General features: G+C 62.3%; 25 protein-coding genes. 9 read left to right on the plus strand and 16 right to left on the minus strand.

Translation table 11 applies throughout. The features are described 5' to 3' along the window. Positions 1-44: 44 nt before the first annotated feature. Genes recN through uvrA form a run of 3 tightly spaced genes read left to right on the plus strand, consistent with a single transcriptional unit; the run spans position 45 to position 5516 of the window. On the plus strand, positions 45-1733 hold the full coding sequence (gene recN, locus KBY73_RS01415) for a DNA repair protein RecN (RefSeq protein ID WP_254935607.1): 1689 nt from the start codon (positions 45-47) through the stop codon (positions 1731-1733). A gap of 47 nt (positions 1734-1780) precedes the next feature. After that, a complete protein-coding gene (locus tag KBY73_RS01420; protein WP_254935323.1) occupies positions 1781-2440 on the plus strand; it encodes a hypothetical protein in 660 nt (219 codons plus the stop codon). Positions 2441-2489: 49 nt separating this feature from the next. Continuing rightward, on the plus strand, positions 2490-5516 hold the full coding sequence (gene uvrA / locus KBY73_RS01425) for an excinuclease ABC subunit UvrA (RefSeq protein ID WP_254935324.1): 3027 nt from the start codon (positions 2490-2492) through the stop codon (positions 5514-5516). A 61-nt stretch (positions 5517-5577) separates the two neighbouring features. On the opposite strand, the gene KBY73_RS01430 is transcribed toward uvrA, so the two are convergent. The 4 genes from KBY73_RS01430 to purT form a co-directional block, all read right to left on the minus strand. Then, the gene (locus tag KBY73_RS01430) at positions 5578-6495 is read right to left on the minus strand and encodes an adenylate/guanylate cyclase domain-containing protein (protein WP_254935325.1); all 918 of its coding nucleotides are present in this window, start codon (positions 6493-6495) and stop codon (positions 5578-5580) included. A gap of 127 nt (positions 6496-6622) precedes the next feature. Further along, positions 6623-7069, minus strand: a complete 447-nt coding sequence (locus tag KBY73_RS01435) for a hypothetical protein (RefSeq protein WP_254935326.1) — start codon at positions 7067-7069, stop codon at positions 6623-6625. Between the two features lie 24 nt (positions 7070-7093). Further along, complete coding sequence (locus KBY73_RS01440) at positions 7094-8101, minus strand: LCP family protein (protein WP_254935327.1); 1008 nt, start codon at positions 8099-8101, stop codon at positions 7094-7096. A 67-nt stretch (positions 8102-8168) separates the two neighbouring features. Continuing rightward, positions 8169-9386 (minus strand): formate-dependent phosphoribosylglycinamide formyltransferase, encoded by a 1218-nt coding sequence (gene purT / locus KBY73_RS01445; RefSeq protein WP_254935328.1) that lies wholly within the window; start codon positions 9384-9386, stop codon positions 8169-8171. Positions 9387-9454: 68 nt separating this feature from the next. Here purT and KBY73_RS01450 point away from each other — a divergent pair, with 68 nt between their 5' ends. After that, positions 9455-9628, plus strand: a complete 174-nt coding sequence (locus KBY73_RS01450) for a cytochrome B6 (protein WP_193486212.1) — start codon at positions 9455-9457, stop codon at positions 9626-9628. Here the strand turns inward: KBY73_RS01450 and KBY73_RS01455 are convergent, their stop codons facing one another. Genes KBY73_RS01455 through KBY73_RS01465 form a run of 3 tightly spaced genes read right to left on the minus strand, consistent with a single transcriptional unit; the run spans position 9629 to position 11274 of the window. Further along, positions 9629-9865, minus strand: coding sequence for a hypothetical protein (locus KBY73_RS01455; RefSeq protein WP_254935329.1), 237 nt, complete (start codon positions 9863-9865; stop codon positions 9629-9631). Between the two features lie 22 nt (positions 9866-9887). After that, on the minus strand, positions 9888-10958 hold the full coding sequence (mraY, locus tag KBY73_RS01460) for a phospho-N-acetylmuramoyl-pentapeptide-transferase (RefSeq protein ID WP_254935330.1): 1071 nt from the start codon (positions 10956-10958) through the stop codon (positions 9888-9890). A gap of 40 nt (positions 10959-10998) precedes the next feature. Beyond that, complete coding sequence (locus KBY73_RS01465; protein ID WP_106502587.1) at positions 10999-11274, minus strand: DUF3134 family protein; 276 nt, start codon at positions 11272-11274, stop codon at positions 10999-11001. Between the two features lie 90 nt (positions 11275-11364). On the opposite strand from KBY73_RS01465, the gene KBY73_RS01470 reads away from it, so the two are divergent. Together KBY73_RS01470 and KBY73_RS01475 are read left to right on the plus strand one after the other, a co-directional pair. Beyond that, a complete protein-coding gene (locus KBY73_RS01470) occupies positions 11365-11598 on the plus strand; it encodes a hypothetical protein (RefSeq protein ID WP_254935331.1) in 234 nt (77 codons plus the stop codon). 18 nt (positions 11599-11616) lie between these two features. Then, complete coding sequence (locus tag KBY73_RS01475) at positions 11617-12825, plus strand: argininosuccinate synthase (RefSeq protein ID WP_254935332.1); 1209 nt, start codon at positions 11617-11619, stop codon at positions 12823-12825. On the opposite strand, the gene KBY73_RS01480 is transcribed toward KBY73_RS01475, so the two are convergent. The 4 genes from KBY73_RS01480 to KBY73_RS01495 form a co-directional block, all read right to left on the minus strand. After that, positions 12822-13208 carry a hypothetical protein gene (locus KBY73_RS01480; protein WP_254935333.1) on the minus strand — a complete coding sequence of 129 codons (387 nt, stop codon included), beginning with the start codon at positions 13206-13208 and terminating at the stop codon, positions 12822-12824. The genes KBY73_RS01475 and KBY73_RS01480 overlap by 4 nt on opposite strands. A gap of 77 nt (positions 13209-13285) precedes the next feature. After that, the gene (gene rpsF / locus KBY73_RS01485; protein WP_106502591.1) at positions 13286-13648 is read right to left on the minus strand and encodes a 30S ribosomal protein S6; all 363 of its coding nucleotides are present in this window, start codon (positions 13646-13648) and stop codon (positions 13286-13288) included. Between the two features lie 78 nt (positions 13649-13726). Continuing rightward, on the minus strand, positions 13727-14206 hold the full coding sequence (locus tag KBY73_RS01490; RefSeq protein ID WP_254935608.1) for a Tic20 family protein: 480 nt from the start codon (positions 14204-14206) through the stop codon (positions 13727-13729). 10 nt (positions 14207-14216) lie between these two features. Continuing rightward, positions 14217-15113 (minus strand): shikimate dehydrogenase, encoded by an 897-nt coding sequence (locus KBY73_RS01495; protein ID WP_254935334.1) that lies wholly within the window; start codon positions 15111-15113, stop codon positions 14217-14219. Positions 15114-15225: 112 nt separating this feature from the next. On the opposite strand from KBY73_RS01495, the gene dnaK reads away from it, so the two are divergent. Beyond that, positions 15226-17139 (plus strand): molecular chaperone DnaK, encoded by a 1914-nt coding sequence (dnaK, locus tag KBY73_RS01500; RefSeq protein WP_254935335.1) that lies wholly within the window; start codon positions 15226-15228, stop codon positions 17137-17139. Between the two features lie 65 nt (positions 17140-17204). Here the strand turns inward: dnaK and pstS are convergent, their stop codons facing one another. The 3 genes from pstS to psbQ form a co-directional block, all read right to left on the minus strand. Next, positions 17205-18194, minus strand: a complete 990-nt coding sequence (gene pstS / locus KBY73_RS01505; RefSeq protein ID WP_254935336.1) for a phosphate ABC transporter substrate-binding protein PstS — start codon at positions 18192-18194, stop codon at positions 17205-17207. 72 nt (positions 18195-18266) lie between these two features. Further along, a complete protein-coding gene (locus tag KBY73_RS01510; RefSeq protein WP_261349099.1) occupies positions 18267-19394 on the minus strand; it encodes an FAD-binding oxidoreductase in 1128 nt (375 codons plus the stop codon). Further along, positions 19391-19900: a photosystem II protein PsbQ gene (psbQ, locus tag KBY73_RS01515; protein ID WP_254935337.1), complete on the minus strand. Its 510-nt coding sequence runs from the start codon at positions 19898-19900 to the stop codon at positions 19391-19393. Before psbQ ends, KBY73_RS01510 begins: the two co-directional genes overlap by 4 nt. Positions 19901-20035: 135 nt before the next feature. Here psbQ and purU point away from each other — a divergent pair, with 135 nt between their 5' ends. Beyond that, positions 20036-20908 carry a formyltetrahydrofolate deformylase gene (gene purU, locus KBY73_RS01520; RefSeq protein ID WP_254935338.1) on the plus strand — a complete coding sequence of 291 codons (873 nt, stop codon included), beginning with the start codon at positions 20036-20038 and terminating at the stop codon, positions 20906-20908. Between the two features lie 3 nt (positions 20909-20911). Here purU and KBY73_RS01525 read toward each other — a convergent pair whose 3' ends face one another. Together KBY73_RS01525 and KBY73_RS01530 are read right to left on the minus strand one after the other, a co-directional pair. Then, positions 20912-22465 (minus strand): radical SAM protein, encoded by a 1554-nt coding sequence (locus tag KBY73_RS01525; RefSeq protein ID WP_254935339.1) that lies wholly within the window; start codon positions 22463-22465, stop codon positions 20912-20914. A gap of 108 nt (positions 22466-22573) precedes the next feature. Further along, a complete protein-coding gene (locus KBY73_RS01530) occupies positions 22574-22996 on the minus strand; it encodes a hypothetical protein (RefSeq protein ID WP_254935340.1) in 423 nt (140 codons plus the stop codon). Between the two features lie 165 nt (positions 22997-23161). Between KBY73_RS01530 and KBY73_RS01535 the strand changes: the two genes are divergently transcribed. After that, on the plus strand, positions 23162-24295 hold the full coding sequence (locus KBY73_RS01535; RefSeq protein ID WP_254935341.1) for a hypothetical protein: 1134 nt from the start codon (positions 23162-23164) through the stop codon (positions 24293-24295). The last annotated feature ends 13 nt before the right edge of the window (positions 24296-24308 follow it).

The following is a 24308-nucleotide window of genomic DNA, read 5'->3' on the forward strand; positions in this document are numbered from 1 at the left end:
GCTACGGTCTGGCCGGTACCCCAGTCCGGTTAGCGGAGGCCGACGTGCTCACGGGACTGCGCCTCAGCAACATCGCCCTGATCGAGCGGCTGGAGCTCAGCTTCAGCGAGGGCTTCACGGTGTTGACCGGTGAGACGGGAGCAGGTAAATCGATCCTGCTTGATGCCCTCGATGCCCTTTTGGGTGGTGCCCAGGGCAGCGCCGGCGCCAGGCTGCTGCGCCGCGGCGCTGAGCGCGGCACGATCGAGGCCAGCTTCAGCCTTTCGCCCCCTTTGCAGGCCTGGTTGCAGCAGCAAGAGCTGGAGGTTGAGGAGGACGAACTGCTGCTTTCGCGCGAGTGGCGCCTCACGGAGGAGCGTCTGAGCAGCCGCAATCGGCTCAATGGCGTGGTGGTGAGCCGGGCCCAGATCCAGGAGCTGCGCCCCCTGCTCCTCGATCTCACCGTTCAGGGCCAAACCCAGCAGCTGGCGCGGCCCGGTCAGCAGCGCCGCTGGCTGGATCGCTTTGGCGGTGAAACCCTTCCGCTTTTGCTGGAGCCGGTGGCGGCGGCCTGGCGCCATTGGAAACAGGCGGCGGCGGCGCTGGAGCAGGCTCGCAGCGACTGGGATCAGCTAGAGCAGCAGCGCGCGGCTCAGGAGCAACTGCTGGCCGATCTGGAGGCGGCCCAGCTGCAAGATCCCCAGGAGCGTCAGCAGCTCCAAAACGAGGAAAACCGCCTCGCCCATGGGGTGCGGCTGCAGGAGGGGGTGATGGTTTTGCTGGGCCGCTTGCTGGAGGGTGCAGAGCAGGCGCCATCGGTGCTGGACCACCTGGCAGCTTGCGAACAGGAGCTGCTGCAGATGGAGGCATTAGATGGCGGCGTCAGGGAGCTGCGCAGTTGCTGCAGTGACGGTTTGGCGGCTTTGCAGGATCTGGCCCGCGATCTGGATCGCTACGGATCTGGACTTGATAGTGACCCAGAAAGCTTGGCGGAGCTGCAGGAGCGCATGGCCCAGCTCAAGGCCCTGGAGCGGCGCCATGGCCAGGATTTGGTTGGTTTGATCGCCCTGCGCGATCGCCTGCGGCAGCAACTGGCCCCCGGCGGTGGCGAAGCTTCCCTGGAGGCCCTGGAGTTGGCGGAGCAGCGAGCCCGCCAGCTTCGCGATCAGGCCAATGCCTCGCTCAGCGCCGCCCGCCGCCAGGCCGCCACTGCCCTGGAGCAGCAACTGATGCAGGCGCTGCGGCCGATGGGATTGGCCAATGTGCGCTTCGCGGTGGCGATTGCACCAGCGCCAGCTGGGGAGGAGGGAGCCGATGCGGTGCAGTTTCAGTTTTCAGCCAACCCGGGTGTGCCCCTGGCGCCCTTGGCTGAGGTGGCTTCAGGCGGTGAGATGTCGCGCTTTCTGCTGGCTCTGAAAACCTGTCTGGCCGCGGCAGACCAGCACGTCACCCTGCTTTTCGATGAGATCGATACGGGCGTGAGTGGCCGGGTGAGCGGCGCCATGGCCGAGTTGCTGGCCCGCCTGGCTAAGCAGCGCCAGGTGTTTTGCGTCACCCACCAACCCCTGGTGGCCGCGGCGGCAGACCACCACTTCCGCGTCTCCAAGCAGGTGTTGGAGGGGGTCACCCATACGCGGGTGTCCCAGCTGCGGGACACCCAGGCCCGTCAGGCGGAGCTGGCCGAACTGGCGGGTGGCGATTCCGGCGAGGCCCGTAGCTATGCCGCCAGCTTGCTGGAGGCCCACGGTTTATGAGTAGCGCCCGTGCCGCGTTGCCCTATGTGAGCGCGTTGCTGGCTTCCGTGCTGATCGGCGCGCTGATCCGCTGGCAACTGCTGCAGCATCTTCTGCACCGGGAGATCGCCTACTCCAGTTGGCTCGTAACATGCATCTACGGGCTGATGCTGGCCTACGCCCTCAGCCTGGTGCTGTACCTGGCTTTGTTGTTGTGGGCCTATCTACCCAGGCTGCGCCGAAACGCAGCCTGTTCGCGCCGTCTGCTGGCACTGCTGGGAGCCCTCGGCTCGGCTGAGGTGATAGCCAATCTGGCTTCGTTGAACCTTGGCATCGTTCGCCTAGGAATCGCTTCCTATGCACTTTTGCTGGATGGTCTGCTGTTGTATGTCTCGGTGAATCTGAGTTTTTTTTTCTGGTACTGGTATTTCGATTACCCCTTGCGCCTTATCAGCGCTGATGCTCACTCCGCCGAGCAGCCCAGGCTACCGCTGGGAATTCTGTTTCCGGAAGAGGCGATCGAGGATGTGCGCTTCAATTCGACCGACTGGATCCCCGGGCCAATCGATTATCTCTACTTCACAACATTATCCAGTAACTGTTTTGCAGCACCTGAGGGGCATCTGTTAATCGGATCCAAACTCAAGACTCTGCAGCTGATCCATAGCTCTTCAATGATTCTCGTGTTCATCGTGATCCTGGCTCGTGCCATCAACACCCTCGGCTGACAGCTAGCCGGGCACTGCTCCTAGAGTGCATCGTTGCTGAACCTGCAGGATGCCCCGCGCCAAGAGCTCTGCAGCCTCTAGCTCTGCCACCAATGGTGCAGCCGCCAGCAGAACCCTCGCCCAGACCGTTCACGAAAAGGCCCTTGACCCGAGCCGTGTGCTCAGCGGCGGCTCTTTTGAGGATGTGATCCGGGTGCGGGGCGCCCGTCAGCACAATCTCAAAAACGTCGACCTCACCATTCCGCGCAATCGCCTGGTGGTGTTCACCGGTGTGAGCGGCAGCGGTAAGAGTTCGCTGGCTTTTGACACGATCTTTGCCGAGGGCCAGCGCCGCTACGTCGAGAGCCTCTCGGCCTATGCGCGCCAGTTTCTGGGCCAGGTGGATAAGCCTGATGTGGATGCAATCGAGGGGCTCTCACCGGCCATTTCGATCGATCAGAAATCCACCAGCCACAACCCCCGCTCCACCGTTGGCACGGTGACGGAGATCCAGGACTACCTGCGTCTGCTGTTCGGCCGGGCTGGGGAACCCCACTGCCCCCAGTGCGATCGCTCGATTCGGCCCCAAACCATCGATGAGATGGTGGATCAGATCCTGGCCTTGCCCGAGGGCACCCGCTACCAATTGCTGGCGCCGGTGGTGCGCGGCAAGAAGGGCAGCCACGTCAAGTTGCTGGGCGGCCTGGTGGCCGAGGGCTTTGCGCGGGTGCGCATCAATGGCGAAGTGCGTGAGCTCGCCGACAACATCGAGCTAGATAAAAACCACGCCCACAACATTGAGGTGGTGGTGGACCGGCTTGTGGCCCGCGAGGGGGTGCAGGAGCGGCTCACCGATTCGCTGCGCACTGCTCTTAAAAGGGGCGATGGTCTGGCGCTGGTGGAGGTGGTGCCCAAGGCCGATGAGGAGCTGCCTGAGGGGGTGGAGCGGGAGCGGCTCTATTCGGAAAATTTCGCCTGCCCGGTGCACGGTGCCGTGATGGAGGAGCTGTCGCCGCGGCTGTTCTCCTTCAACAGCCCCTACGGCGCCTGCCCCGATTGCCACGGCATCGGCCACCTGCGCAAGTTCACCGCCGAGCGGGTGTTGCCCGATCCCTCCCTGCCCGTTTATGCGGCGATTGCGCCTTGGGCGGATAAGGACAATTCCTATTACTTCTCCCTGCTTTATTCGGTTGGGGAGGCGTACAAGTTTGAGATCAAGACGCCTTGGAATCAGCTCAGCGCTGAGCAGCAGGAGGTGCTGCTGCATGGCAGCCAGGAGCCGATCACCATTCAGGCCGACAGCCGCTATCGCAAGAGCGCCGGCTACGAGCGGCCGTTTGAAGGCATCTTGCCGATCCTGGAGCGCCAGTTGCGCGACGCTAGCGGCGAATCTGTGCGCCAAAAGCTGGAGAAGTTTCTCGAGCTGGTGCCCTGCGCCACCTGCCACGGCCTGCGATTACGGCCGGAAGCGCTCGCGGTGCGGGTGGGGCCCTATGCCATCCACGAACTCACGGCGGTGAGTGTGGGCGAAACCCTGCGCCGGATTGAGTCGCTGATGGGGGTGGGAGAGAGCGAGGGTGCTGATCCGTTGCTCAGTCCTCGCCAGATCCAGATCGGTGATCTGGTGTTGCGTGAGATAAGACTGCGCTTGAAGTTTCTGCTGGATGTGGGGCTCGATTATCTGAGCCTGGATCGGCCCGCCATGACCCTCAGCGGTGGCGAAGCCCAGCGGATTCGGTTAGCGACCCAGATCGGCGCGGGCCTCACCGGAGTGCTCTACGTGCTGGATGAGCCCAGCATCGGTTTGCACCAGCGTGACAACGACCGGCTGCTTAATACCTTGCTGAAGTTGCGGGATCTAGGCAACACCTTGATCGTGGTGGAGCACGACGAAGACACGATTCGTGCGGCCGACTACGTGGTGGATATCGGCCCGGGGGCGGGGGTGCACGGCGGCCACATTGTGGCTGAGGGCAGCTTTGAGGATCTACTGGCCGCCGAGGATTCCCTTACCGGGGCCTACCTCAGTGGCCGCCGCTCGATTCCGACTCCAGCTGAGCGGCGCAGTACCGGCAGCCGCCGGCTCACGATGGTGGACTGCGAGCGCAACAACCTTGCCGGCTTCGATGTGGAGATTCCACTGGGGCGGCTGGTGTGCGTCACCGGGGTGAGTGGCAGTGGCAAGAGCACCCTGGTGAATGAGCTGCTGCATCCGGCCTTGGAGCACCAGCTGGGCATGAAGGTGCCATTTCCACCTGGCTTAGGTGAGCTGCGCGGTATCAAGGCGATCGACAAGGTGATCGTGATCGATCAATCACCGATCGGTCGTACGCCCCGCTCCAACCCCGCCACCTATACGGGCGCTTTTGACCCGATCCGTCAGGTGTTTGCGGCCACGGTGGAAGCCAAGGCCCGGGGCTATCAGGTTGGTCAGTTCAGTTTCAACGTCAAGGGTGGCCGCTGTGAGGCCTGCAGTGGCCAGGGCGTCAATGTGATTGAGATGAACTTCCTGCCAGATGTATATGTGCAGTGCGATGTATGTAAGGGAGCTCGCTACAACCGCGAAACGTTGCAGGTGACCTACAAGGGTCACACGATTGCTGATGTGCTGGAAATGACGGTGGAGCAGGCCGCCGATGTGTTTTCAGCCATCCCCCAGGCTGCTGATCGATTGCGCACTTTGGTGGATGTGGGCCTGGGCTACGTGAAGCTCGGCCAGCCAGCCCCCACCCTTTCGGGGGGTGAAGCCCAGCGGGTGAAATTGGCCACCGAACTTTCCAAGCGCGCTACTGGCAAAACCCTTTATCTGATCGACGAACCCACCACCGGCCTCAGCTTCTTTGATGTGCACAAGTTGATGGATGTGATGCAACGCCTCGTCGACAAGGGCAACTCGATCTTGGTGATCGAGCACAACCTCGATGTGATCCGTTGTGCCGACTGGATCGTGGATCTTGGTCCAGAAGGGGGAGATAAGGGAGGAGAGATCGTGGTCACGGGCACCCCAGAAGAGGTTGCCGAGCATCCCACCAGTCACACGGGCAGGTATCTCAAGCAGGTGCTGGAGCAGCATCCTCCTGAGGTGGTGGTTGCCTGAGGAGAGGTTTTGAATTATTAGGGATTTGAATTAATTTAAAAAAACCACAGTCTTGCTTGGTTCAGCTTGTGCAATTGAGTGGGTACACGGCCATCTCTTTGCTTACACCTTTAAGGGCTACAAGGTGTTCTTGGGGGAATAAAATCTTGGATTCGGAAAGATTATCGCGAACATTGCTTGTGATAAGTATGTCGCAGCCAATTTCCCTTGTTTTTCTTTCTACTCTGCTTGCAATATTAACAGCATCTCCGACAAGGCCAAATCTCAGGTCGTCAATCGGTCCAATATTGCCAACAACGGCAGGTCCGTAGTGAATGCCGATGCCGATGTCAATTTCTACAGAAAATTCATTTTTTAATGCTTCTGATAAAACTCCAATCCTCTTTTTAATCGAGATAGCAGTTTGAACGGCGTCTTCGCAATAGGATGAATGCTTCATTTCATTAATGCCGAAGACACAACTCATTTCATCGCCAACCCAGAGATTTATTGTGCCATTATTTTTTATAATCTCTTCCTTGAGTGATGTAAAGTATCGATTGAGAATATATACCAAATCGAACGCTGGGATGCTCTCTGATAATGGAGTGAAGCCTCTTAGGTCAACAAATAAAACCGCTAGGCTGCGGATTACTCCTAGTCCGTCTTGCTTTAATCGCCTTTTCTCTGCTTTTCTTTCGTTTGGGGGCTTAATTAGTCGCTTAATTACCACTGTGCCACCACTTTTGAAGCGGGTGGCACATCCAAGGCGAATATTGTCTCCCCACTTTAGCCGTTCAGCTATTCGCAGTTCTTCTGGCGACCTAGGCTCAAGCTGATCTAGGCCTTCAATTACTTCAACTTTGCATGTGCTGCAAATAGTCTTGCCTCCGCATGCCGATACCATCTCGATATCAGCCTCTGATGCAATCTCAAGCAGAGTTTTTTCTGGATGATGCCATGGGGTGCTTAATTGTGCGCAATCCCAAGTAATTCCCATGGCCTAAGGAAACTGTTTGTCAATTGATCTCAGCTTAAGGCTTGCGACATGCATCTGTGTTGTTGGTTTCAACAAGATCCCCATGCCATCAGGTCTACGTTTGCAGTGCAGACGCTGGATAGGTCACCTAATCCCGCACCGTGTAGGTAATCTGCTCTCCTACCTTGAATAGGGGAATGGTGGTATTAATTACGGTGTCTACTGTAGATATCTCGTCGGGGCTATCTTCTGTGCGCACTACCACCACTCCCGAGGGTTTGCTGTAAGTGTAGATGTTGGTGCTGTTTGATACTTCGAAGCGGCCAGAGCCTGAGGTTTTGATAGGTCTAGGACCTTTTTTGTACCAGGTTTCGGTGAAGACAAAGCTGTTTTTTCCCGTGCTTACTTGGTCAACCTTGCTGTAAGAACCGTCGGAGGAGTTGCCACGCCATTTGGATGTCTTTGTATTCAGCGCTGAGGTGGGGTCATCCTTGCGGTGGGCGCGCGATAGTTCGTCGCAGCCATAGACGCCAGTAATTAGCAGCAGACCACTAGCAAGGCCTAGCAAGCGATTTAGCGTGATTGCGACGGCCATGTCCAGACCAAATCCAACACCAACCTATTGGCTGTCTTGGTCGCTGCCAACCCCGGCGTAGTGGCTATTGCCGTTGGGCATCCAGTAGCTGAGGTCGTTGTGCCAGAACAGGCGGCCCGGAAGTTGCTGGGTGCTCAGTTTGGTGCTGGCCATCGCCGAGATCAGTTGGCCCATCTCCACTGGCGAAAGATCGGTTTTGACGTCTTCGCCGGCGACTTTCAGCAATTCCGGTAGCTGGGCCAGGGTGGAGGGCTGGGCCAGTTTGCGAAATACTTGTGCCAGCACCAGCTTCTGGCGCTCCATCCGTCCTAAATCGCCCATCTCGTCATGGCGGAAGCGCAGGAAGCCTTCGAGTTGCTCACCTTTCAGCACCTGCAGCCCTGGATAAAGGTCGATGTAAAGGTTCTGGGCATTGTCTACGTAATACATTCGCTTAGGCACATCAACTTCCACGCCACCAATGGCATCGGCTAGGTGCTCCACAGCGCGCATATTCACCCGCACATAGCGATCCACTGGAGCATTTAGCAGGCTGGTGAGTTCCTGTTTCAGGACGCCCATGCCACCAAACGCATAGAGGGCATTGGCTTTAATTACGCCGAACTCGGCAGATTCCACGAAGGTGTCGCGCGGCACCTGGGTGAGCTGGGTGACCCCATCTTTGAGCTGCACCGTGAACATCACATCGGTGTTTTCGCCCACCTTGTCTGTGCCGATCACAACGACGCGCCGGTTGCCGTTTCCGAATGGGTTGATCATGCTGGTGAGCTGGCTTGGTCCGCGCAACATGGCTGCCCAAACCCCTGAGGCCATTTGCGGCAGGGGCCCGGCAAGTCCATAGCCCAGGCCTATACCTAGTAAGAAGGCCAGAACTGGCGGTTTGCGTCGTCGAGGCTTTGGCGGTGTTTGGGGTTTGGCGTTGGTGGTTGGCGCTGCTTGACGCAGCTCGCGACGGTTGCGTAGGTCGGTGACCACAGCCCCGCGGCTGCTTTCGCGTCGGTTGCTACGCGGGCGGGGCTGGGCCTGGCTCATATCGGCTCCTATTCCGCGCACCTTAAGGGCCAGATTCCTGCTGCACCAGGGGGTGAGCGCCGCTTGTTCAGCTGGAGGCCCGCACCTGGATGTGGGCTGCGGCCATGTCTGCCTTCCGGCGTGCTTCCGCCTCACAACTGCCGCGGGCCAGGGCTACGCCCATGCGCCGCTGGGGCCGGGCGTGCTGCTTGCCGAAAAGCAGCACCTCCGTATCGGTTTCGCTGAGGGCCTGCGCTACCCCGCCGTAGGAGACCGCTGCTCCGTCGGTGTTGGCCAGAATTACCCGGCTTGCAGCGGCTCCCAGGCTTTGGATCGACGGGATCGGCAGGCCTAGCAGCGCCCGTAGGTGCAGTTCGAATTCGCTCAGGTTCTGGCCAACCAGCGTCACCAGGCCGGTGTCATGGGGGCGTGGTGAGAGCTCGGAGAAAACCACCTCAAGCTCATCTGGCTGATCGGAGTTGCTGCTGGGCCTTTTGCATAGGAAAAATTCAACGCCAAATAGGCCGGCGCCGCCCAGGTTGTCGGTGAGGCTGCGGGCCATGGCCTGGGCCGCCTCTAGAGCGGCGGCCGGCATCTGGGCTGGCTGCCAGCTGCACTGGTAGTCGCCCCGCTCCTGGATGTGGCCGATCGGCGGACAGAAGAGCGTTGGCCCTTGCCATTGCTTCACGGTGAGCAGGGTGATTTCGAGCTCGAAGTGCAGGAACTCCTCCACGATCACCAGCTCGCCGCCACCTCGGGCACCCGCCAGCGCTGCCTCCCAGGCAGCAGCAATCTCTTCGGGACCCCGCACCACGCTTTGGCCCTTGCCCGAGGAGCTCATCACCGGTTTGACCACCACGGGCCAGCCCAGGCCGGCAGCGGCGCTTGCCAGTTCACTGGCGCTGCTGGCATAGGCAAAGCGGGCGGTGCGCAGCCCCAGCTCAGCTGCCGCCAGGTCGCGGATGCGGTCGCGATTCATGGTCACGGCCGTGGCCCGAGCGGTGGGAATCACGCAGATGCCTTCCGCCTCCAGCTCCGCGAGGGCATCCACCGCTAGAGCTTCTATCTCTGGAATCACCAGATTGGGCCGGTGCTGGCGCACCACCGCCTTGAGGGCTTCTGGGTCGGTCATGGCGACCACCTCAGCGACATCAGCCACCTGCATGGCCGGGGCGTTGGCGTAGCGATCCACTGCGATCACACGGCAGCCGAGCCGCTGGGCTGCGATGGCCACCTCCTTACCCAGCTCACCGCTGCCGAGCAGCATCAAGGTGGCGGGAAGAGTGAGGGGGGTAGGAAAGGTCATGGTGGTCGCCCGGATCGCGGGCAGGACAGCAAGATAGGACTGATCTTTTTGCACACTGGGGCGCGTTGATGGCTTGGCTGTTGGGATTGCCCTTGGGTTTCAGTACGGCTGGGGACGCCGCCAACGGCCTGTTGTTTGGCTGGGACATCGCCACCTTGCAGAAATGGGCCCTGATCTACCTGGGGCTTTCCTCCCTGGCGTTTGTGGTGGTGTGGCTGGTGGGCTATCTGCGTCGAAACTGATTAGTTCAGCAACGTCAGCTGCCGCACCGGCGATTCCTCGTTGATGAACCCATAGGCCTCAAATACGGTTGGATCTGGGTGGGTGATGTGCTGGCCATCGCTGTGGCGTTCCAGCTGAAAGCCCTCGCTGGCCATGCGGCGCATCAGGCCAGCGGCCTCCTCGAAGCGGGCAGCCATGGCGGCCAGGCTGGCGCAGTCGGAGCTGAGGCCGGTGTCCTTCCAGGTGAAGTAAGCCATGGGTGTTAGGCGAGGGCAGGGCTTAGGGCAGCAGCACTAAACCCAATCCCACCAGTAGCAGGCTGGCGAGCCAAAAGCGGATCACGACCACCTGTTCGTTGAGCCCACCAAGTTCGAAGTGGTGGTGCAGCGGCGCCATCTTGAACAGGCGCCGGCCCTGGCCCGTGGCTGGGTCTTTGGTGGCCTTGAACACCCACACCTGCAGGATCACAGACAGCGATTCCGCTAGGAAGACGCCGCCCATCAGCAGTAGGGGCCAGAGGCTGTTGGAGAGCAAGGCGACGGCGCTGAGGGCTGCGCCCATGGCCAGCGAGCCGGTGTCGCCCATGAACACCCGAGCCGGGTGGCGGTTGTGGACCAGAAAGCCCAGCCAGCAGCCAGCCATCGCGGCGCAGAAACCGGCCATAGCCGCATCGCCTTCATGGCCGCGCAGCATCAGCTGCAGCCCCATGCCTGTGAACACCACGGCGCCGCAGCCTGCGGCCAGGCCGTCGAGGCCATCGGTGAGGTTGGTGGCGTTGCTTTCGGCCATAAACACAAACAACCCCAGCGGCCAGATCAGCAAACCGATCGGCAGCACCCAGCCCAGGGGCAGGGCGATGTCGCCAGGGGAGGCCCCACCCAGCCACTGGCCTGCTGCGGCCCAGATCAGAAACAACAGGGCCGCGCCGGCCTGGAGCAGCAATTTGCCCCGGGGCGTGAGGCCCGTGTTGGTGCGGCGGGTGAGGCTGCGCCAGTCATCGACGGCGCCGATCGCCATGTAGGCCAGGGTTACGGCGGCAACAGCCAGCAGGCGTGGATCGCTCGGGCTCAGCAGGCCGCCCACCAGCACCCCCACGGGCACAACCAGCAGTCCGCCCATGGTGGGAGTGCCTGCCTTGCTGAGGTGGCCCTGGGGCCCCTCAGCGCGAATCACCTGGCCGAGCTTGAGCTGGCGCAGTCGCGGCACCCCCCAACCGGTGACTCCAGCGCTGATCAGGCCGGCAGCTAGCAGCGGCACGGTGAGCTGGGGCGCGCCGCTAAGCCAGTCGCACAGCAGACAGGCCAGCAACAACAAACCGCTGAGTAGGGCAGCCGGGGTCGAAACAAGCAAGGGAAAGGGACGGCGATCGCCCCAGTTTCCCCTGCGGAACTCAGTCTTCCCAGTCTTCGTCTTGTTGTTCGTCGTCCTTGTTGTAGTCCTCCTTCTCGCCCATCAGGGCGGAAAGCTCCTCCTCTTCCACCGTGCTCACTTCGGTGCTGGCGGTTTCTTCATCCGCTACTAGGCGGCCACTGCTCTCCAGCCAGCTCAGCAGATCGGGCTCATCGCGCAAGGGCAGCACCGGAGCTGGATCGCTGCGCCGGTAGCGGGTCAGCGAGGGATTGATCGTGTCGAGTCGACTGCTGTCACTGGTCGCGAGTGTGCTCATGCGTGCGCCTACCGGTAGCTAGGTCTGGGGCTAGGCCCATACAGACCAATCAGTCACCATAGCTGCAAAGCAAATGCAGCCCACCAGAGCATGCCTACCAGCAGCCAAAAGGCCAGCCCCCTCGCCGGGGTGCTGAAGGTCTGGGCCCTGGCCCTGGCCATCAGTGCCGCGCTGGCCGCAGCGGGCGAGCGCTGGCCCCAGCCGTTGCCCCTGCAGCAGGGGGTGGTGTGGCTGCTGGTGGGTCTGCCGCCCCTGCTAATGGGGTTGTGGTTGCTGACCCACTGGTCCCTGCCACACCCCGACAGGGGAGAATCGAGCAACTAAACGCATGGAGAGGCGTTGATGGGTCGGGCGAAGAAGGCGGTGCTGGCCTATTCCGGCGGCGTAGACACCAGCGTCTGCATTCCCTACCTGAAGCAGGAGTGGGGCGTGGAGGAGGTGATCACCTTCGCCGCTGACCTAGGCCAGGGCGACGAGCTGGAGCCGATTCGCCAGAAGGCGCTCGATTCAGGGGCCAGCCAGTCGATCGTGGGCGACTTGATCGAGCCCTTCATCACCGAATTCGCCTTCCCGGCTATCCGGGCTAACGCCCTCTATGAAGGCCGCTATCCCCTCTCCACCGCCCTGGCCCGGCCCCTGATCGCGCGGCGACTGGTGGAGATTGCCCGCGAGGTGGGCGCCGATGCGGTGGCCCACGGCTGCACCGGCAAGGGCAACGATCAGGTGCGCTTCGATGTGGCTATCGGCGCCCTCGCCCCGGATCTCAAGGTGCTCACCCCGGCGCGGGAGTGGGGCATGAGCCGCGAGCAAACGATCGCCTACGGCGAGCGCTGTGGCATCCCCTCGCCGGTGAGTAAGAAGTCGCCCTATTCGATCGACCTCAACCTCCTAGGCCGCTCGATCGAAGCCGGCCCCCTGGAGGATCCAAACGTGGAGCCGCCCGAGGAGATCTACGCCATGACCGTGTCGGTGGATGCGGCGCCGGATCAGGCCCAGATCGTTGAGATCGGCTTTGAGCAGGGCAACCCGGTGAGCATCGACGGACTGCGCCTCGATCCGGTGAGCTTGATCCGCCAGGCAAATGCCCTCGCCGGCAGCCACGGCTTCGGCCGCCTCGACATGGTGGAAAACCGGGTGGTTGGTATCAAGAGCCGGGAGATCTACGAAACCCCTGGCCTGCTGCTGTTGATCAAGGCCCACCAAGAGCTGGAGAGCCTCACCCTGGCGGCTGATGTGCTGCGCACCAAACGCCAGCTCGAGCAGCAGTGGGCGGATCTGGTGTATCAGGGCCTTTGGTATGGCCCGCTCAAGGATGCGCTTGATGGCTTCATGGAGCGCACCCAGCAAACCGTGAACGGCACTGTGCGGCTGAAGTTGCACAAGGGCAATGCCACCGTGGTGGGCCGCAGCAGTGCGAGCCACAGCCTCTATGTGCCCGATATGGCCACCTACGGCGCGGAAGATCAGTTCGACCACAAGGCTGCCGAGGGCTTTATCTATGTGTGGGGTCTGCCCACCCGCCTCTGGGCGGCCAACCAGCGCCGGCGTTAGGGCTCCGGGTTAGGGCTGAAGCCGAAGGCATGGAGTAGGGCTTGGCGCAGTCGTGGTCTGCCAGGCTCTTGCTGGGGCAGCAGCAGGCGCTGGACACTCGTATCGCTGCCAGGCTGTAACTGCAGCAGGTGCTGGCGCAGGTTGGCGTTGTCGCTGAGCAGCCGCTGTTGCTGGTCGAGCATCGGCTGCAATCGCTGCCGAAATTTGTCTTCAAACAGGCTGGGTAGGTCTTCGAGCAGGGCCTGCATGGCCTCAAGCTCCTCCCGAGTTTTGGCGAGTTCCTGTTCCAGTTCGCTTTGGCGCTCTTGCTGCTGGTGCCAAGAAAAAACCGAAGCGACAGAGGGCTGCCACTTCGGTGCTGGTGGTATGGCGTCAGGCTCCATGGGCGGAGATTACGAGTGGGCCCGATTTTTTACAAGCCAGGCCTGAATTAGCTCCGCAGCTATTTGGAGTCCCTGGGTCAGACGGTGGCTGGTTCCATGGGAGCGGCTTCAGTGCTGGCGCCGGGCAGGGTGCGTGGTGCCGGCATAGGGCCGTCTTGCTTGACGGTGAGATAGCGAATCACATCTTCCGAGAGACGCATGGCCCGCTCCAGCGGACCTACCTGCTGGCCGTCGCCGTTGTGGTTGAGCTGCACATAGATGCCCTCGCGGTGCTTGGCGATCGAATAGGCCAGGCGGCGCTTGCCGCGCATCTGGCAATCAAGCACTTCACCACCGGATTCGGTGACCAGATCGCGGTACTTGGCGACATGGGTTTCCACCTCTTCTTCCGGAATGTCCGGACGAAGGATGTACATGGTCTCGTAATAGGGCTGCGTCATGGTCGCTTCGGGGTTGTCGCCTCAGGAATTGGGGCAGCGGCCGGCGGGCTGATGCCCACCAGCGACGGATCAAACACCTTACAGCTGCATCCGAACGGCTTCTGAGAGGCTGGGAATATCGGCTTCCTTACCCCGCAGGTTTTGCACCACTGCAAACAGCACCAGCACCAAAATGCCGATAAACACCGTGTTGCTGAGGGTTTTGCCGACGAAGTCCAGGGCGCCGAGCTGCAGCACCTGGAAGGCCAGGCTCACCAGCACCACCACGATGTCGATCAGGATCGCCTGCAGCACGTTGAAGCGGATCACGTAGGGCACCTTGCTGTTGCGCACCACCGCCAGGAACAGCACTAAGAACAGCACCAGCCCGCCAAAGGGCACCGCCTGCTCCAGCAGGGCGATCGGCAGGATCGGCACCCCAAGCCACTGCAGTGCCGGGAACAGGCCGAACAGCCCTCTACCGAAGGAGAAGGCGTCGCTCCAGGGCAACAGGTAGGCCAGGGCCGCCAGCACTCGCTGCCAGATCGGGGGATCCTGCATGGATGGAGAAACTTCCAGAGCCTTCAGGCTAGGGGCCCAGCTGGGCTAGGGCTGCCGCGCGCATTGCCGCCACGGGCACTTGCTCAAGCCCGCTCCAGCGCCGCAGGGAGGCTGCCCCCTGCTGCACCAGCATCTCCAGGCCATCCAGGCCCCGGCAGCCCCGCTGGCTCGCCGCCAGCAGCAGGGCCGTGGGCCTGGGTGTGTAAATCAGGTCATACACGGTGGCGCCGGGTTGTAAGGCTTCCAGTTCGCTGGGGCCGAGTGGGCACTGCCGGGCCGCATCCGGATTGCCGGTGGCAGCCATGCCCACGGGTGTGGTGTTTACCACTAGGTCTGCCCGGGCCAGTGCCTCGGCTAGGGCCGTGCTGCCCCCAGCCCATTCCAGCCCCCGCAGTTGGGGCGCCCAGCTGTGGCAGGTGGCCAGCAGGGCTGCGAGGCGATCACTGCTGCGGCTTGCCATGGCGATCGAGCTGCAGCCCAGTTCCACCAGGGCTGCCACCACAGCCCTGGCACTGCCGCCACAGCCCAGCACCACCGCTCGCCGCTCCTGCCAGTTCTGCTCAGTGCTGCGTAGGGGAGCCAAGAAGCCCTCCACATCTGTGTTTTCCCCCAGCCAGCCCCCCTGCTGGTGCCGCACCAAGGTGTTCACCGCACCCACCCGTTGTGCCAGGGGCGAGAGGCTGCGGCAGAGACCAGCCACGGCTTGCTTGTGGGGCAGGGTCACATTGAGGCCGCGGCAGTCAATGGCCTCCAGCCCTTGCACCACCATCGCCAGCTGGTCTGCGCTGGTGGGCATGGCCAAGTACACCCAGTTGAGCCCCAGCTCCGCCAGGGCTGCGTTGTGCATTGCCGGCGATAGGGAGTGGCGCACCGGATCCCCGAGAACCCCAGCTAGGGCAGTACTTCCGGAGATCGGCTGGGGCATGCAGGTGGGCTGGCTGGCTGAAGCTGTTCGGGAACCACCCCTCGCCTGGGAAGGCCCCAGCTGCTGAAGATGCTTCCAGTCAGATCCACTCACCGTAAGGAGTTAGTAACCCATGGGCAAGGTCGTTGGCATTGATTTAGGCACCACAAACAGCTGTGTCGCCGTTATGGAGGGCGGCAAGCCCACCGTGATTGCCAACGCCGAAGGGTTTCGCACCACACCCTCCGTGGTGGCATACACCAAAAACCAGGATCAGCTGGTGGGCCAAATCGCCAAGCGTCAGGCGGTGATGAACCCTGAGAACACTTTCTATTCGGTGAAGCGCTTCATTGGGCGCCGCGTTGATGAAGTCAACGAAGAATCGAAGGAAGTGAGCTACGGCGTTGAAAAGGCCGGCGCCAATGTGAAGGTGAAGTGCCCCGTTCTCAATAAGCAGTTTGCCCCCGAGGAGGTGAGCGCCCAGGTGTTGCGCAAGCTCGCCGAAGACGCTGGCAAGTATCTCGGTGAGACGGTGACCCAAGCGGTGATCACCGTTCCCGCCTATTTCAACGACTCCCAGCGCCAGGCCACCAAGGACGCCGGCAAGATCGCTGGCCTTGAGGTGCTGCGCATCATCAACGAGCCGACTGCCGCGGCCCTGGCCTACGGCCTCGATCGCAAGAGCAATGAGCGCATCCTGGTTTTCGACCTGGGCGGCGGCACCTTCGACGTCTCCGTGCTTGAGGTGGGCGATGGTGTGTTCGAGGTGCTCTCCACTTCCGGTGACACCCACTTGGGCGGCGATGACTTTGACAAGGTGATCGTTGATTACCTGGCCGCCAGCTTCAAAGCCAATGAGGGCATTGATCTGCGCCAGGACAAGCAGGCACTGCAGCGTCTCACCGAAGCGGCAGAGAAGGCAAAAATCGAGCTCTCCAGTGCTACCCAGAGCGAAATCAACCTGCCGTTCATTACGGCCACCCCGGAGGGCCCTAAGCACCTCGACCTCACCCTCACCCGGGCCAAGTTTGAGGAGTTGGCTTCCAAACTTATTGATCGTTGCCGCGTGCCGGTAGAGCAGGCCCTCAAGGACGCCAAGCTCTCCTCTGCTGAACTCGACGAAATCGTGATGGTGGGTGGCTCCACCCGCATCCCGGCGGTGCTTGAGCTGGTCAAGCGCGTTACCGGCAAGGACCCCAACCAAACCGTCAACCCAGATGAAGTTGTGGCCGTTGGTGCTGCGATTCAGGGCGGTGTGTTGGCCGGTGAGGTCAAGGACATCCTGCTGTTGGACGTCACCCCCCTGTCTCTTGGCGTTGAGACCCTTGGCGGCGTGATGACCAAGATGATCACTCGCAACACCACCATCCCCACCAAGAAAACCGAGGTTTATTCCACGGCGGTGGATGGTCAGACCAACGTGGAGATCCACGTGCTCCAGGGTGAGCGCGAGATGGCCAGCGACAACAAGTCGCTCGGCACCTTCCGCCTCGACGGCATTCCTCCTTCACCCCGCGGCGTTCCCCAGATCGAGGTCACCTTTGACATCGATGCCAATGGCATCCTCAGCGTCACCGCTAAGGACAAGGGCAGCGGCAAGGAGCAGAGCATCTCGATCACCGGAGCCTCCACCCTCAGCGACAACGAGGTGGAGAAGATGGTCAAGGATGCCGAGACCAACGCTGCTACCGACAAGGAGAAGCGCGAAAAGATCGACCTGAAGAACCAGGCCGAAACCCTCGTTTATCAGTCGGAGAAGCAGCTCGGCGAGCTCGGCGACAAGGTGGGCGCTGAGGACAAGGCCAAGGTGGAATCCTCCTCCGCCAAGCTCAAGGAGGCGATCGCTAAGGAAGACTTCGACACCATGAAGTCTGAGCTCGAGACCCTGCAGCAGGCCTTGTATGCCGCTGGTGCCGCCGTGTATCAGCAGGCTGCAGGAGCTGAGGCCGGCGGCGCTGCCCCTGGTGGCAATGGTGCTGGTGCCGATGCGGCTAGCTCTGCATCCAGCGACGACGTTATCGATGCTGAATTCACTGAGAGCAAGTGATCAGATTTATTGAGCGCCTTTAGGTGATCTTTAGCCCCCCGCAAGGGGGGCTTTTTGATGGGGGCTCAGGGGCCAATGGTGGCCAGGGCATTCTTCGCTTTGGCCAAGACAGGAGCGGGCAGGGGGATGTAGCCCAGAGATGGAGCTTGCTTTTGGGCTGCTTCGCTGAGGGCGTAGTTGAAGGTGCTCTGCAGGGCGGGCAGCTTGGCTGCATTGCCATCTTTGTAGAGCAGCACCCAGGTGAAGGTCACGATTGGATAGCCGGCGCTGGGATTGGGATCGTTGCCGGTGAGATCGTCTCCCAAGTTGATCGTGGCCAGGGCCTGGCTGGCGTTGGCGGCATCGGGCAGGCTGAAGCTGCCGGCGCGATTGGCGATGGCGGCGGCCTGGAGGACGCCTCGCACATAGGCCGCCTCCACGTAGCCAATGCTGCCTTTGGTTTGCAGCAGGCTGGCGGCGACGCCCTCATTGCCTTTGGCGCCCACTCCCGTGGGCCAGTTCACCGACTTGCCAACGCCGGGCCCTTTCTTCCAGCTGGGGCTGAAGGCGGCCAGTGAATTGGTGAAGTTGTAGGTGGTGCCGGAGCCATCGGAGCGCACCACCACCTGGATCGCCTGGTCGGCGCAGCCCAGCTGCTGGAAGTTCCTGATCTTGCCCTCGAAGATCTGCACCAGCTGCTCCTGGCTGAGCTTGAGCTTGCAACCGGGCAGGTTGTAGGCCACGGCGATGGCGCCAGCTGTGAGGGGTAGTTGCACGACACCCCTTTTGATCGCTGCAGCCTCTTGGGCGTCCAGGGGTTTGTCGCTGGCGGCGAAATCCACCGTGCCGGCTTGGAACTGGCGGACGCCGGCACCGGAGCCCACCGACTGGTAGTTGACCCGAATCTTGTCTTTGCTTGCCAGGTCTGCAAACCAGCGTTGGTAAAGGCCCGCCGGGAAGCTGGCGCCGGCGGCTTGCAAGGTCTGGCCGTTGCTGCAGCTGCTCAGGCTGATTAGGGCAGCCAAGCCGAGGGCGCCCCTTAACAGGATGCTGGGGCGAAAGCGGCTGACGGCCATGGAGGTAGCTGGTGAAGGGTGGCGTCCCGGCAGGTTAGGGCTTGATTAAGAAGGTCTTTGCTGGCTGGTTTCTCAGCCTTGCTCCAGTTGGTCGGCCACCCATTCCGCTGTCGCCGGTGCCAGCAGCACGCCATTGCGGTAGTGGCCGCTGGCCAGCACCAGGCCAGGCTCCAGCTGCTCGAGCAGGGGCGCCGGGCGGCCGATCGGATGGGGCCGGTGGCCCTGCCACTGGCGTACCACGGTGGCCTGTTGCAGCCAGGCTGGCGCCGCACCACCCAGCTGTTGCAGGTTGGCGAGGGCGGCGGCATCGGCTTGATCGCCAGGCTCCAGGGTGGCCCCCAGCCAAAGCTTGCTGCTGGCACGGGGCACCAGGTTGAGCCCTTGCCACACCACTGCTCCTGGCCAGGGCACCGCCCCAGGCCAGGGGCTGGCGCTGCTCCAGTTTGTGGGGAGTGGCAACTCCAGTTCCAGGGCCTGGCCTAACACCGGCTCCATGGGCACCTGGTGGCCTATGCCCGCCAGCAGAGCGGTACTGGCTACCCCGGCGCTCAGCACCACCGCTTCCACTTCCAGAAGCTCGCCGCTGCGGGTGTGCATGCTCCAGCCACCGGGGCGTTGTTCGAGGCGCTGAACTCGATCGCAGCAGGTTTGCAGACCCAGCCGCAGGCCATCGGCTAGCAGGGCTGCGAGGGCGGGTCCGGGATCCAGCTGCCCGTCGGCCGGGGAGTAGAGCCCGCCCAGGGCTCCGATCGGCAGGGCTGGTGCCAGGGCGTCAAGCCGGGGCTGGTCCCAGAGCTCCAAGGCAAAGCCCTGCTGCCGCCGGCTTGTCACCAACTGCCGCTGGCGCTCCAGTTCCTCAGGCGTGCTGGCCAGCAGTAGCAAGCCCGGCCGCCAGGGCAGCGCCCAGCCCTGGGCCTGCAACTGCTGACGCCATTGGCCCCAGAGCTCCAGGCTGCGTTGACGCAACCGCCAGGCCCGGCCGCTGTTGCGGTGAAACACCTGGGCCATCAGCACCCCCAGGGCCGCCTCGCTGCCTGAGCTGGGGTCGCGCTGGCCGTCCAGGCCTGGATCGATCAGCAAAACTCGGTGGCCACGCTGCAGCAGTTGCCAGGCGCAGGCACGGCCAACCAAGCCGGCGCCGATTACAGCGATCGAAAGGCGCCTAACGGCTGATCCGACGGGATGGGTTTGCTTAATCAGATCTGCTTGAGGTCTTCCTGCACTTGGGTTGGCAACACCTGGGCATAGAGACCAAAACCGCTCGCCACCTTGATGTAACCCTTACGCAGCTTGTCGCCGTCTTGAAGGCGGGACGCTTCATCGAGCTGGGCTAGGGCCGTTTTCAGGGCGGTGGCACGCTTCTCTGCCTCGGGGCGGTCGGCGGGCAGCAGCCTTTGGTTGATGTAGCTCATTTCCCGGCCAACTTCCTGCATGGGGCCGTGGATCAAGTTGGCAGTGAATACCCAGTTGCGCTCATTCACGAGGGCGGCCAACTCGGGCAGGCGGTTGCGGGCTGCCAGGAAGCCCTCGGCTTGGCGCTCGATCAGGGCCATGTCCTCTGGGCTGATGGTCGGCGGCTTCTTGCCCTGGCTGCCGTCACAGGCGCTCAGGCCGAGGCAGAGCACGGTGGCAAGGCAGAGCACCATTAAACGGCGCAGCTGCTGGCTGAAAGCAGTGAAAACCTCAGGAATCCGCGCAGAAGCCATCAGCAGGTACCAACACCTTTTCGTGGGGGTGAGTTTATCGGGGCGGGCTGGCTCTTCCGGCCTGTCTGTTGCCCCTCGCAACCTGGCCCTAAATGCCGCCGAGGTGCTACGTCTGAACTGACGTTGACCATGGCCATGACTACCGCCACCGCCATCCTGCAGATGATCTGCCCGGATCAACCTGGGCTGGTGCGGGAACTCTCGGGCTGGGTGGCAGCTAACGGCGGCAACATCGTGCACGCCGACCACCACAGCGATCAAGGAGCAGGCTTGTTTTTGAGCCGGATTGAGTGGCAGCTTGAGGGTTTCGGGCTGCCGCGGGAGGCGATCTGTCCCACGGCCAGCGCCCTGGCGGAGCGCCTGGGCGGCCAATACAAGGTGAACTTCTCAGATGTGCGCCCGCCGGTGGCGATCTTCGTGAGCAAGCAGGACCACTGCCTGCTGGATTTGCTGTGGCGCACGCGCACGGGGGAGTTGCCGATGCAGGTGCCGCTGGTGATCTCCAACCATCCCGACCTTGGCGCCCTGGCCGAGGAATTTGGGGCCCGCTTTGCCCATGTGCCCATCTCAGCCGCTAACCGGGAGGAGGCTGAAGCACGGCACCTGGAGCTGCTTGCTGAGCACGGAATCGAGCTGGTGATACTGGCCAAGTACATGCAGGTGCTGACGCCGGCATTTTTGGAGAGCTTTGATCCACCGGATGCTTTCCACCGAGTGATCAATATCCACCACTCTTTCCTGCCTGCCTTCCAGGGCGCCCAGCCCTATCACCGGGCCTGGGAGCGGGGCGTGAAGCTGATCGGTGCCACCGGTCACTACGTGACCGAGCAGCTGGATGGGGGGCCGATCATTGCCCAATCCACCGTGCCCGTGGGCCACCGCGATGAGGTCGACGACCTGATCCGCCTCGGCCGCGACTGCGAACGCCTGGCCCTAGCCCGGGCCGTGCGCCTGCACCTCAAGCGCCAGGTGATGGTTTACCGGGGGCGGACGGCGGTGTTTGCTTGAGGTTCAGGCAGCTTCGCCGAGCGCATCAAGCCTGTGTTTGGCGAGAGTCGCCGCAGGCAGCGGCCCCTCCAGGTGCGCCCAGGGCAGCACCCGCTCCGGGCTCCAGGTGGCGTGGATCACTTCCTCCCAGGCTGGTGGGCTCTCGGGGCCTGAGGTTTGCTCCCGCACCGCCCGGTATGCCTGCTTCCAGCCCCCCAGGCTCTCGTGCTTGCCGCGGGCGGCAGCGATCACCGGCGCTAGGCGCCGGTCGCTGCGCGACAGCAGGGCCTGGATCACGCTCCAGCCGTAGCTCTCGGGGCGCAGCTCGATGCCCTTGGGCTTGAGCCGCTTGGCCAGCAGCTTGAGTCGCTTGTCGGCTTCGGGACGCACGCCTTGCCACTGAAAGGGCGTGTGGGCCTTGGGCACGAAGCTGCTAACTCCTAGGGTGAGCCTCAGGCCGGGAGTGGCTTTTTTGAGAGCTAGCAGCAGCTCGGCGGTGGCTTCCACATCAGTGTCTTCTTCCGTAGGCAGGCCCACCATTCCGTAGAGCTTCAGGCCCGTGAGCCCGCCCTCCTTGGCGTAGCGGGCGGCGGCGTAGATCTCTTCGGTGGCGAGTTTCTTGTTCACCACCAGGCGCATGCGCTCGCTGCCGCTTTCAATCGCGATCGTGAGCGATTTGCTGCCCCGTTTGGCCAGGATTCGGCCCAGCTCGGCGGTCACGGTGGCGGCCCGCACCGAGCTGACGCTCACCCGCGTGCCTTCAAAGCGGTCCTGGTCGAGCCAGGCCAGCAGGTCGGCGAATTGGGGGTGCTGGGTTACTGAGGCCCCCAGTAATCCCAGCCGTTGGGTGGCGGCCAGGCCCTTTTCCACCGCAGGGATCAGGCCGTCTTCCAGGCTGGGGGTGCGAAACGGCAGGGTGAGGTAGCTGGCCAGACAGAAGCGGCACAGCTCCGGACAGCTGCGCACCACCTCCACCATGTGGATTGAGGGCCAGGCCGCCTCCGGGGTGATCACAGTCGAATGGCTCAAGGTGTTGCCGCGCCAGGTTTGTTTTGCCACCGTGGCCGGGATACCCGCTTCTCTTGGCTCCACCGCGAGCAGATCGCCCTCGGGGCTATAGCGGGGGACATAGAGGCTGGGCACATACACGCCGGGTACGGCCGCCAGTCGCCTGAGCCGTTCGGCCCGGGGAGCGTCCCGGCCTGCCTGCAGGGCATCGACGAAGGCTGGCAGCAACAGTTCGCCATCGCCCAGCAACACCACATCAAAAAATGGTGCCAGCGGCTCGGGGTTGGCGGTGAGCACCGGCCCACCGCCGAAAACGATCGGATCGTCGTCGCCGCGCTCGGCCGCCCAGATCGGGATGCGCTGCTGCTCCAGCAGATCCAGCAGCACCGGCCCATCCAGCTCCCAGCTCAGCGACAGGCCAAACAGGTCGCAGTGGCGGTGCGCTGGATCGCCCTGGTCAGTGAATAGGCGGCGTACATCCACATCGGCCCGCTGGGCCAGGGTGGCCCACACCACCTGGTAACCCAGGCTGGTGATCCCCACCGTGTAGGTGCTGGGGAAGGCCAGCACGGCCCGCAACGCCCCGGCTGCCGGCTGGGCGGGCTCAAACAGCAGGGTTTCCTGGTTCAGGTGAGACGCCGGACGGTGACCTCCAGCGTCTCACCACGGGGGCGCGATTTACTTCCCGGCCAGGGCGGAGAGGGGGCCAAGCAGGCCACTGATGGCTGCGTTGGCATCGGCAGCCGATGGAGTGCCCTTGCTGAAGGTGCCGCTCAATCCTTGGGCAGCGCTTTCGATGGAGGCCCACTTATCCCCGGCCAGGGGCTTGACCACTGGTGCGGCCTTCTCCCAGATGGCCGCGAAGCCGCCCATGGAGGCGGCGGCACCGGCTAGATCGCCTGAGGCCACCTTGCTTTGGCCCTGCTTGAGCAGGTCGAGCACCGGGGTCACGGCTGGACCTAGGGCAGTCTGGGCGGCACCCGTGGCAGCAGAGGTGGCGGCGTCCTTGGCGCTCTGGGTGACCTGGTCACAGCCGGTGAGGCTTAGGCCTCCAGCGAGGGCCAGGGCGATGCCGCCGGCGAGCAGAGAAATGCGACGCATGGAGGAGCTGTTCAACCAACTTTTGGACGCTAGGGACCTCCGCTGGGAGAGCTGATTTTTTCGGTTTGTTGTAAGGACTGATACCAAACTGCGCCAGCTTGTGCAGTGGGCGCCAAGCTGACAGGGTGCGGCCAAGTGCTGACAATCCTTTGAAGCCCCCTGGCCATGACAGCCAAGCGTCGTCAATTCATCTCCCCCTTCCAGTACAACCCAGGCAAAGACCCCACGGTGGTCACCTATTTGCAGGGCCTTAAGGGTGGTGACGCACCGGGCACTTTCCTGTTGGTTGGCGCTAACAATTCGCCGGGCCCTACCCCGTTGGGTTTGGTATACCAGGGGCCCTTGGATGCGGTGGAGAAAAACGGTGTTAGCGGTTCCGGCACCTGGAGCACCGTGGCCGTGCCAAAGAAATTCGGCGCTGCGGGAACCAGCGTGTATGGCCCCGACAATCTCGGTGCCGGCCTGGGCAATCTCGTGGGCGCTTATACCCGTGATCTGCGCGGTAAGACTCCATCGGCGAACAATCCAGCCGTTGTTGGCTTCGTCTACACCGGAGCGGTGGATGGCACGACGGGTCGCGGTTGGCGCAGTGTGCAGGGCACCACTCAGCTGGGCACGAAGGGGACCTACACCTTTGTCCATTCCGTCGATGGGGGCCTGGCAGTCGGGAACACCGATAACGCCGATGTCGATGGCATCACCGGTTACTTCAGCCTCAGTTCCACCGCTTTCATCGTTGAGTTGGCTACGGGCCGCCAAATCCCCATCCGCTTCCCGGGAGAGCGCGATCCGTTGGTGACCCACACGGCTTATGGAATCTGGGCCAATGGCAAAGGTTCTTACACAATTGCTGGGGGATCTGGCGACGCCTTGAATCGATCAGGAGGGCGATTAGAAGCAGGTGAAGGATATCTGATTGATTACGACAGCATCACGGGTAAGTTCTCGAACTACACGAACTTCTCTTATCGAAATCGAGATAAGAATTTGATAAGCCACTTTGAAGGGATTTATCGCACAGATAATGGCAATTACCGGCTGCCTGCTACCAGTGTTGGCCTGAACGCTAAGGATGACCTTTCCATCGCTTCCATCGTCACTGTAAAACGCAACGAAAGGGGTGGATTTCGTGCCAAGGCCAGTTGGCAGGATTTGGATGTGAGGCGTAGTAGCGATGGAGAGGACAGCGTGCTGAGTACCGCTAATTCGCTGTACGGGGATGTGACAGTTGGCTTTGCCAATTACCCAGACGGCAACGGCGGCCTAACTCAGCTCGATTATGTGACTCAGCTGTTATGAGCTGACCTGAGCC

This window comes from Cyanobium sp. Tous-M-B4, assembly GCF_024345395.1.
Classification (GTDB): Bacteria; Cyanobacteriota; Cyanobacteriia; order PCC-6307; family Cyanobiaceae; genus Cyanobium_A.

Bases quoted from the DNA above. Each gene is read 5' to 3' on its own strand.
- uvrA (WP_254935324.1), top strand. From the start codon at position 2,490: ATGCCCCGCGCCAAGAGCTCTGCAGCCTCTAGCTCTGCCACCAATGGT.
- KBY73_RS01430 (WP_254935325.1), bottom strand. From the start codon at position 6,495: ATGGGAATTACTTGGGATTGCGCACAATTAAGCACCCCATGGCATCAT.
- KBY73_RS01435 (WP_254935326.1), bottom strand. From the start codon at position 7,069: ATGGCCGTCGCAATCACGCTAAATCGCTTGCTAGGCCTTGCTAGTGGT.
- KBY73_RS01440 (WP_254935327.1), bottom strand. From the start codon at position 8,101: ATGAGCCAGGCCCAGCCCCGCCCGCGTAGCAACCGACGCGAAAGCAGC.
- purT (WP_254935328.1), bottom strand. From the start codon at position 9,386: ATGACCTTTCCTACCCCCCTCACTCTTCCCGCCACCTTGATGCTGCTC.
- KBY73_RS01450 (WP_193486212.1), top strand. From the start codon at position 9,455: ATGGCTTGGCTGTTGGGATTGCCCTTGGGTTTCAGTACGGCTGGGGAC.
- KBY73_RS01455 (WP_254935329.1), bottom strand. From the start codon at position 9,865: ATGGCTTACTTCACCTGGAAGGACACCGGCCTCAGCTCCGACTGCGCC.
- KBY73_RS01465 (WP_106502587.1), bottom strand. From the start codon at position 11,274: ATGAGCACACTCGCGACCAGTGACAGCAGTCGACTCGACACGATCAAT.
- KBY73_RS01470 (WP_254935331.1), top strand. From the start codon at position 11,365: ATGCCTACCAGCAGCCAAAAGGCCAGCCCCCTCGCCGGGGTGCTGAAG.
- KBY73_RS01475 (WP_254935332.1), top strand. From the start codon at position 11,617: ATGGGTCGGGCGAAGAAGGCGGTGCTGGCCTATTCCGGCGGCGTAGAC.
- KBY73_RS01480 (WP_254935333.1), bottom strand. From the start codon at position 13,208: ATGGAGCCTGACGCCATACCACCAGCACCGAAGTGGCAGCCCTCTGTC.
- rpsF (WP_106502591.1), bottom strand. From the start codon at position 13,648: ATGACGCAGCCCTATTACGAGACCATGTACATCCTTCGTCCGGACATT.
- KBY73_RS01495 (WP_254935334.1), bottom strand. From the start codon at position 15,113: ATGCCCCAGCCGATCTCCGGAAGTACTGCCCTAGCTGGGGTTCTCGGG.
- dnaK (WP_254935335.1), top strand. From the start codon at position 15,226: ATGGGCAAGGTCGTTGGCATTGATTTAGGCACCACAAACAGCTGTGTC.
- pstS (WP_254935336.1), bottom strand. From the start codon at position 18,194: ATGGCCGTCAGCCGCTTTCGCCCCAGCATCCTGTTAAGGGGCGCCCTC.
- psbQ (WP_254935337.1), bottom strand. From the start codon at position 19,900: ATGGCTTCTGCGCGGATTCCTGAGGTTTTCACTGCTTTCAGCCAGCAG.
- purU (WP_254935338.1), top strand. From the start codon at position 20,036: ATGACTACCGCCACCGCCATCCTGCAGATGATCTGCCCGGATCAACCT.
- KBY73_RS01530 (WP_254935340.1), bottom strand. From the start codon at position 22,996: ATGCGTCGCATTTCTCTGCTCGCCGGCGGCATCGCCCTGGCCCTCGCT.
- KBY73_RS01535 (WP_254935341.1), top strand. From the start codon at position 23,162: ATGACAGCCAAGCGTCGTCAATTCATCTCCCCCTTCCAGTACAACCCA.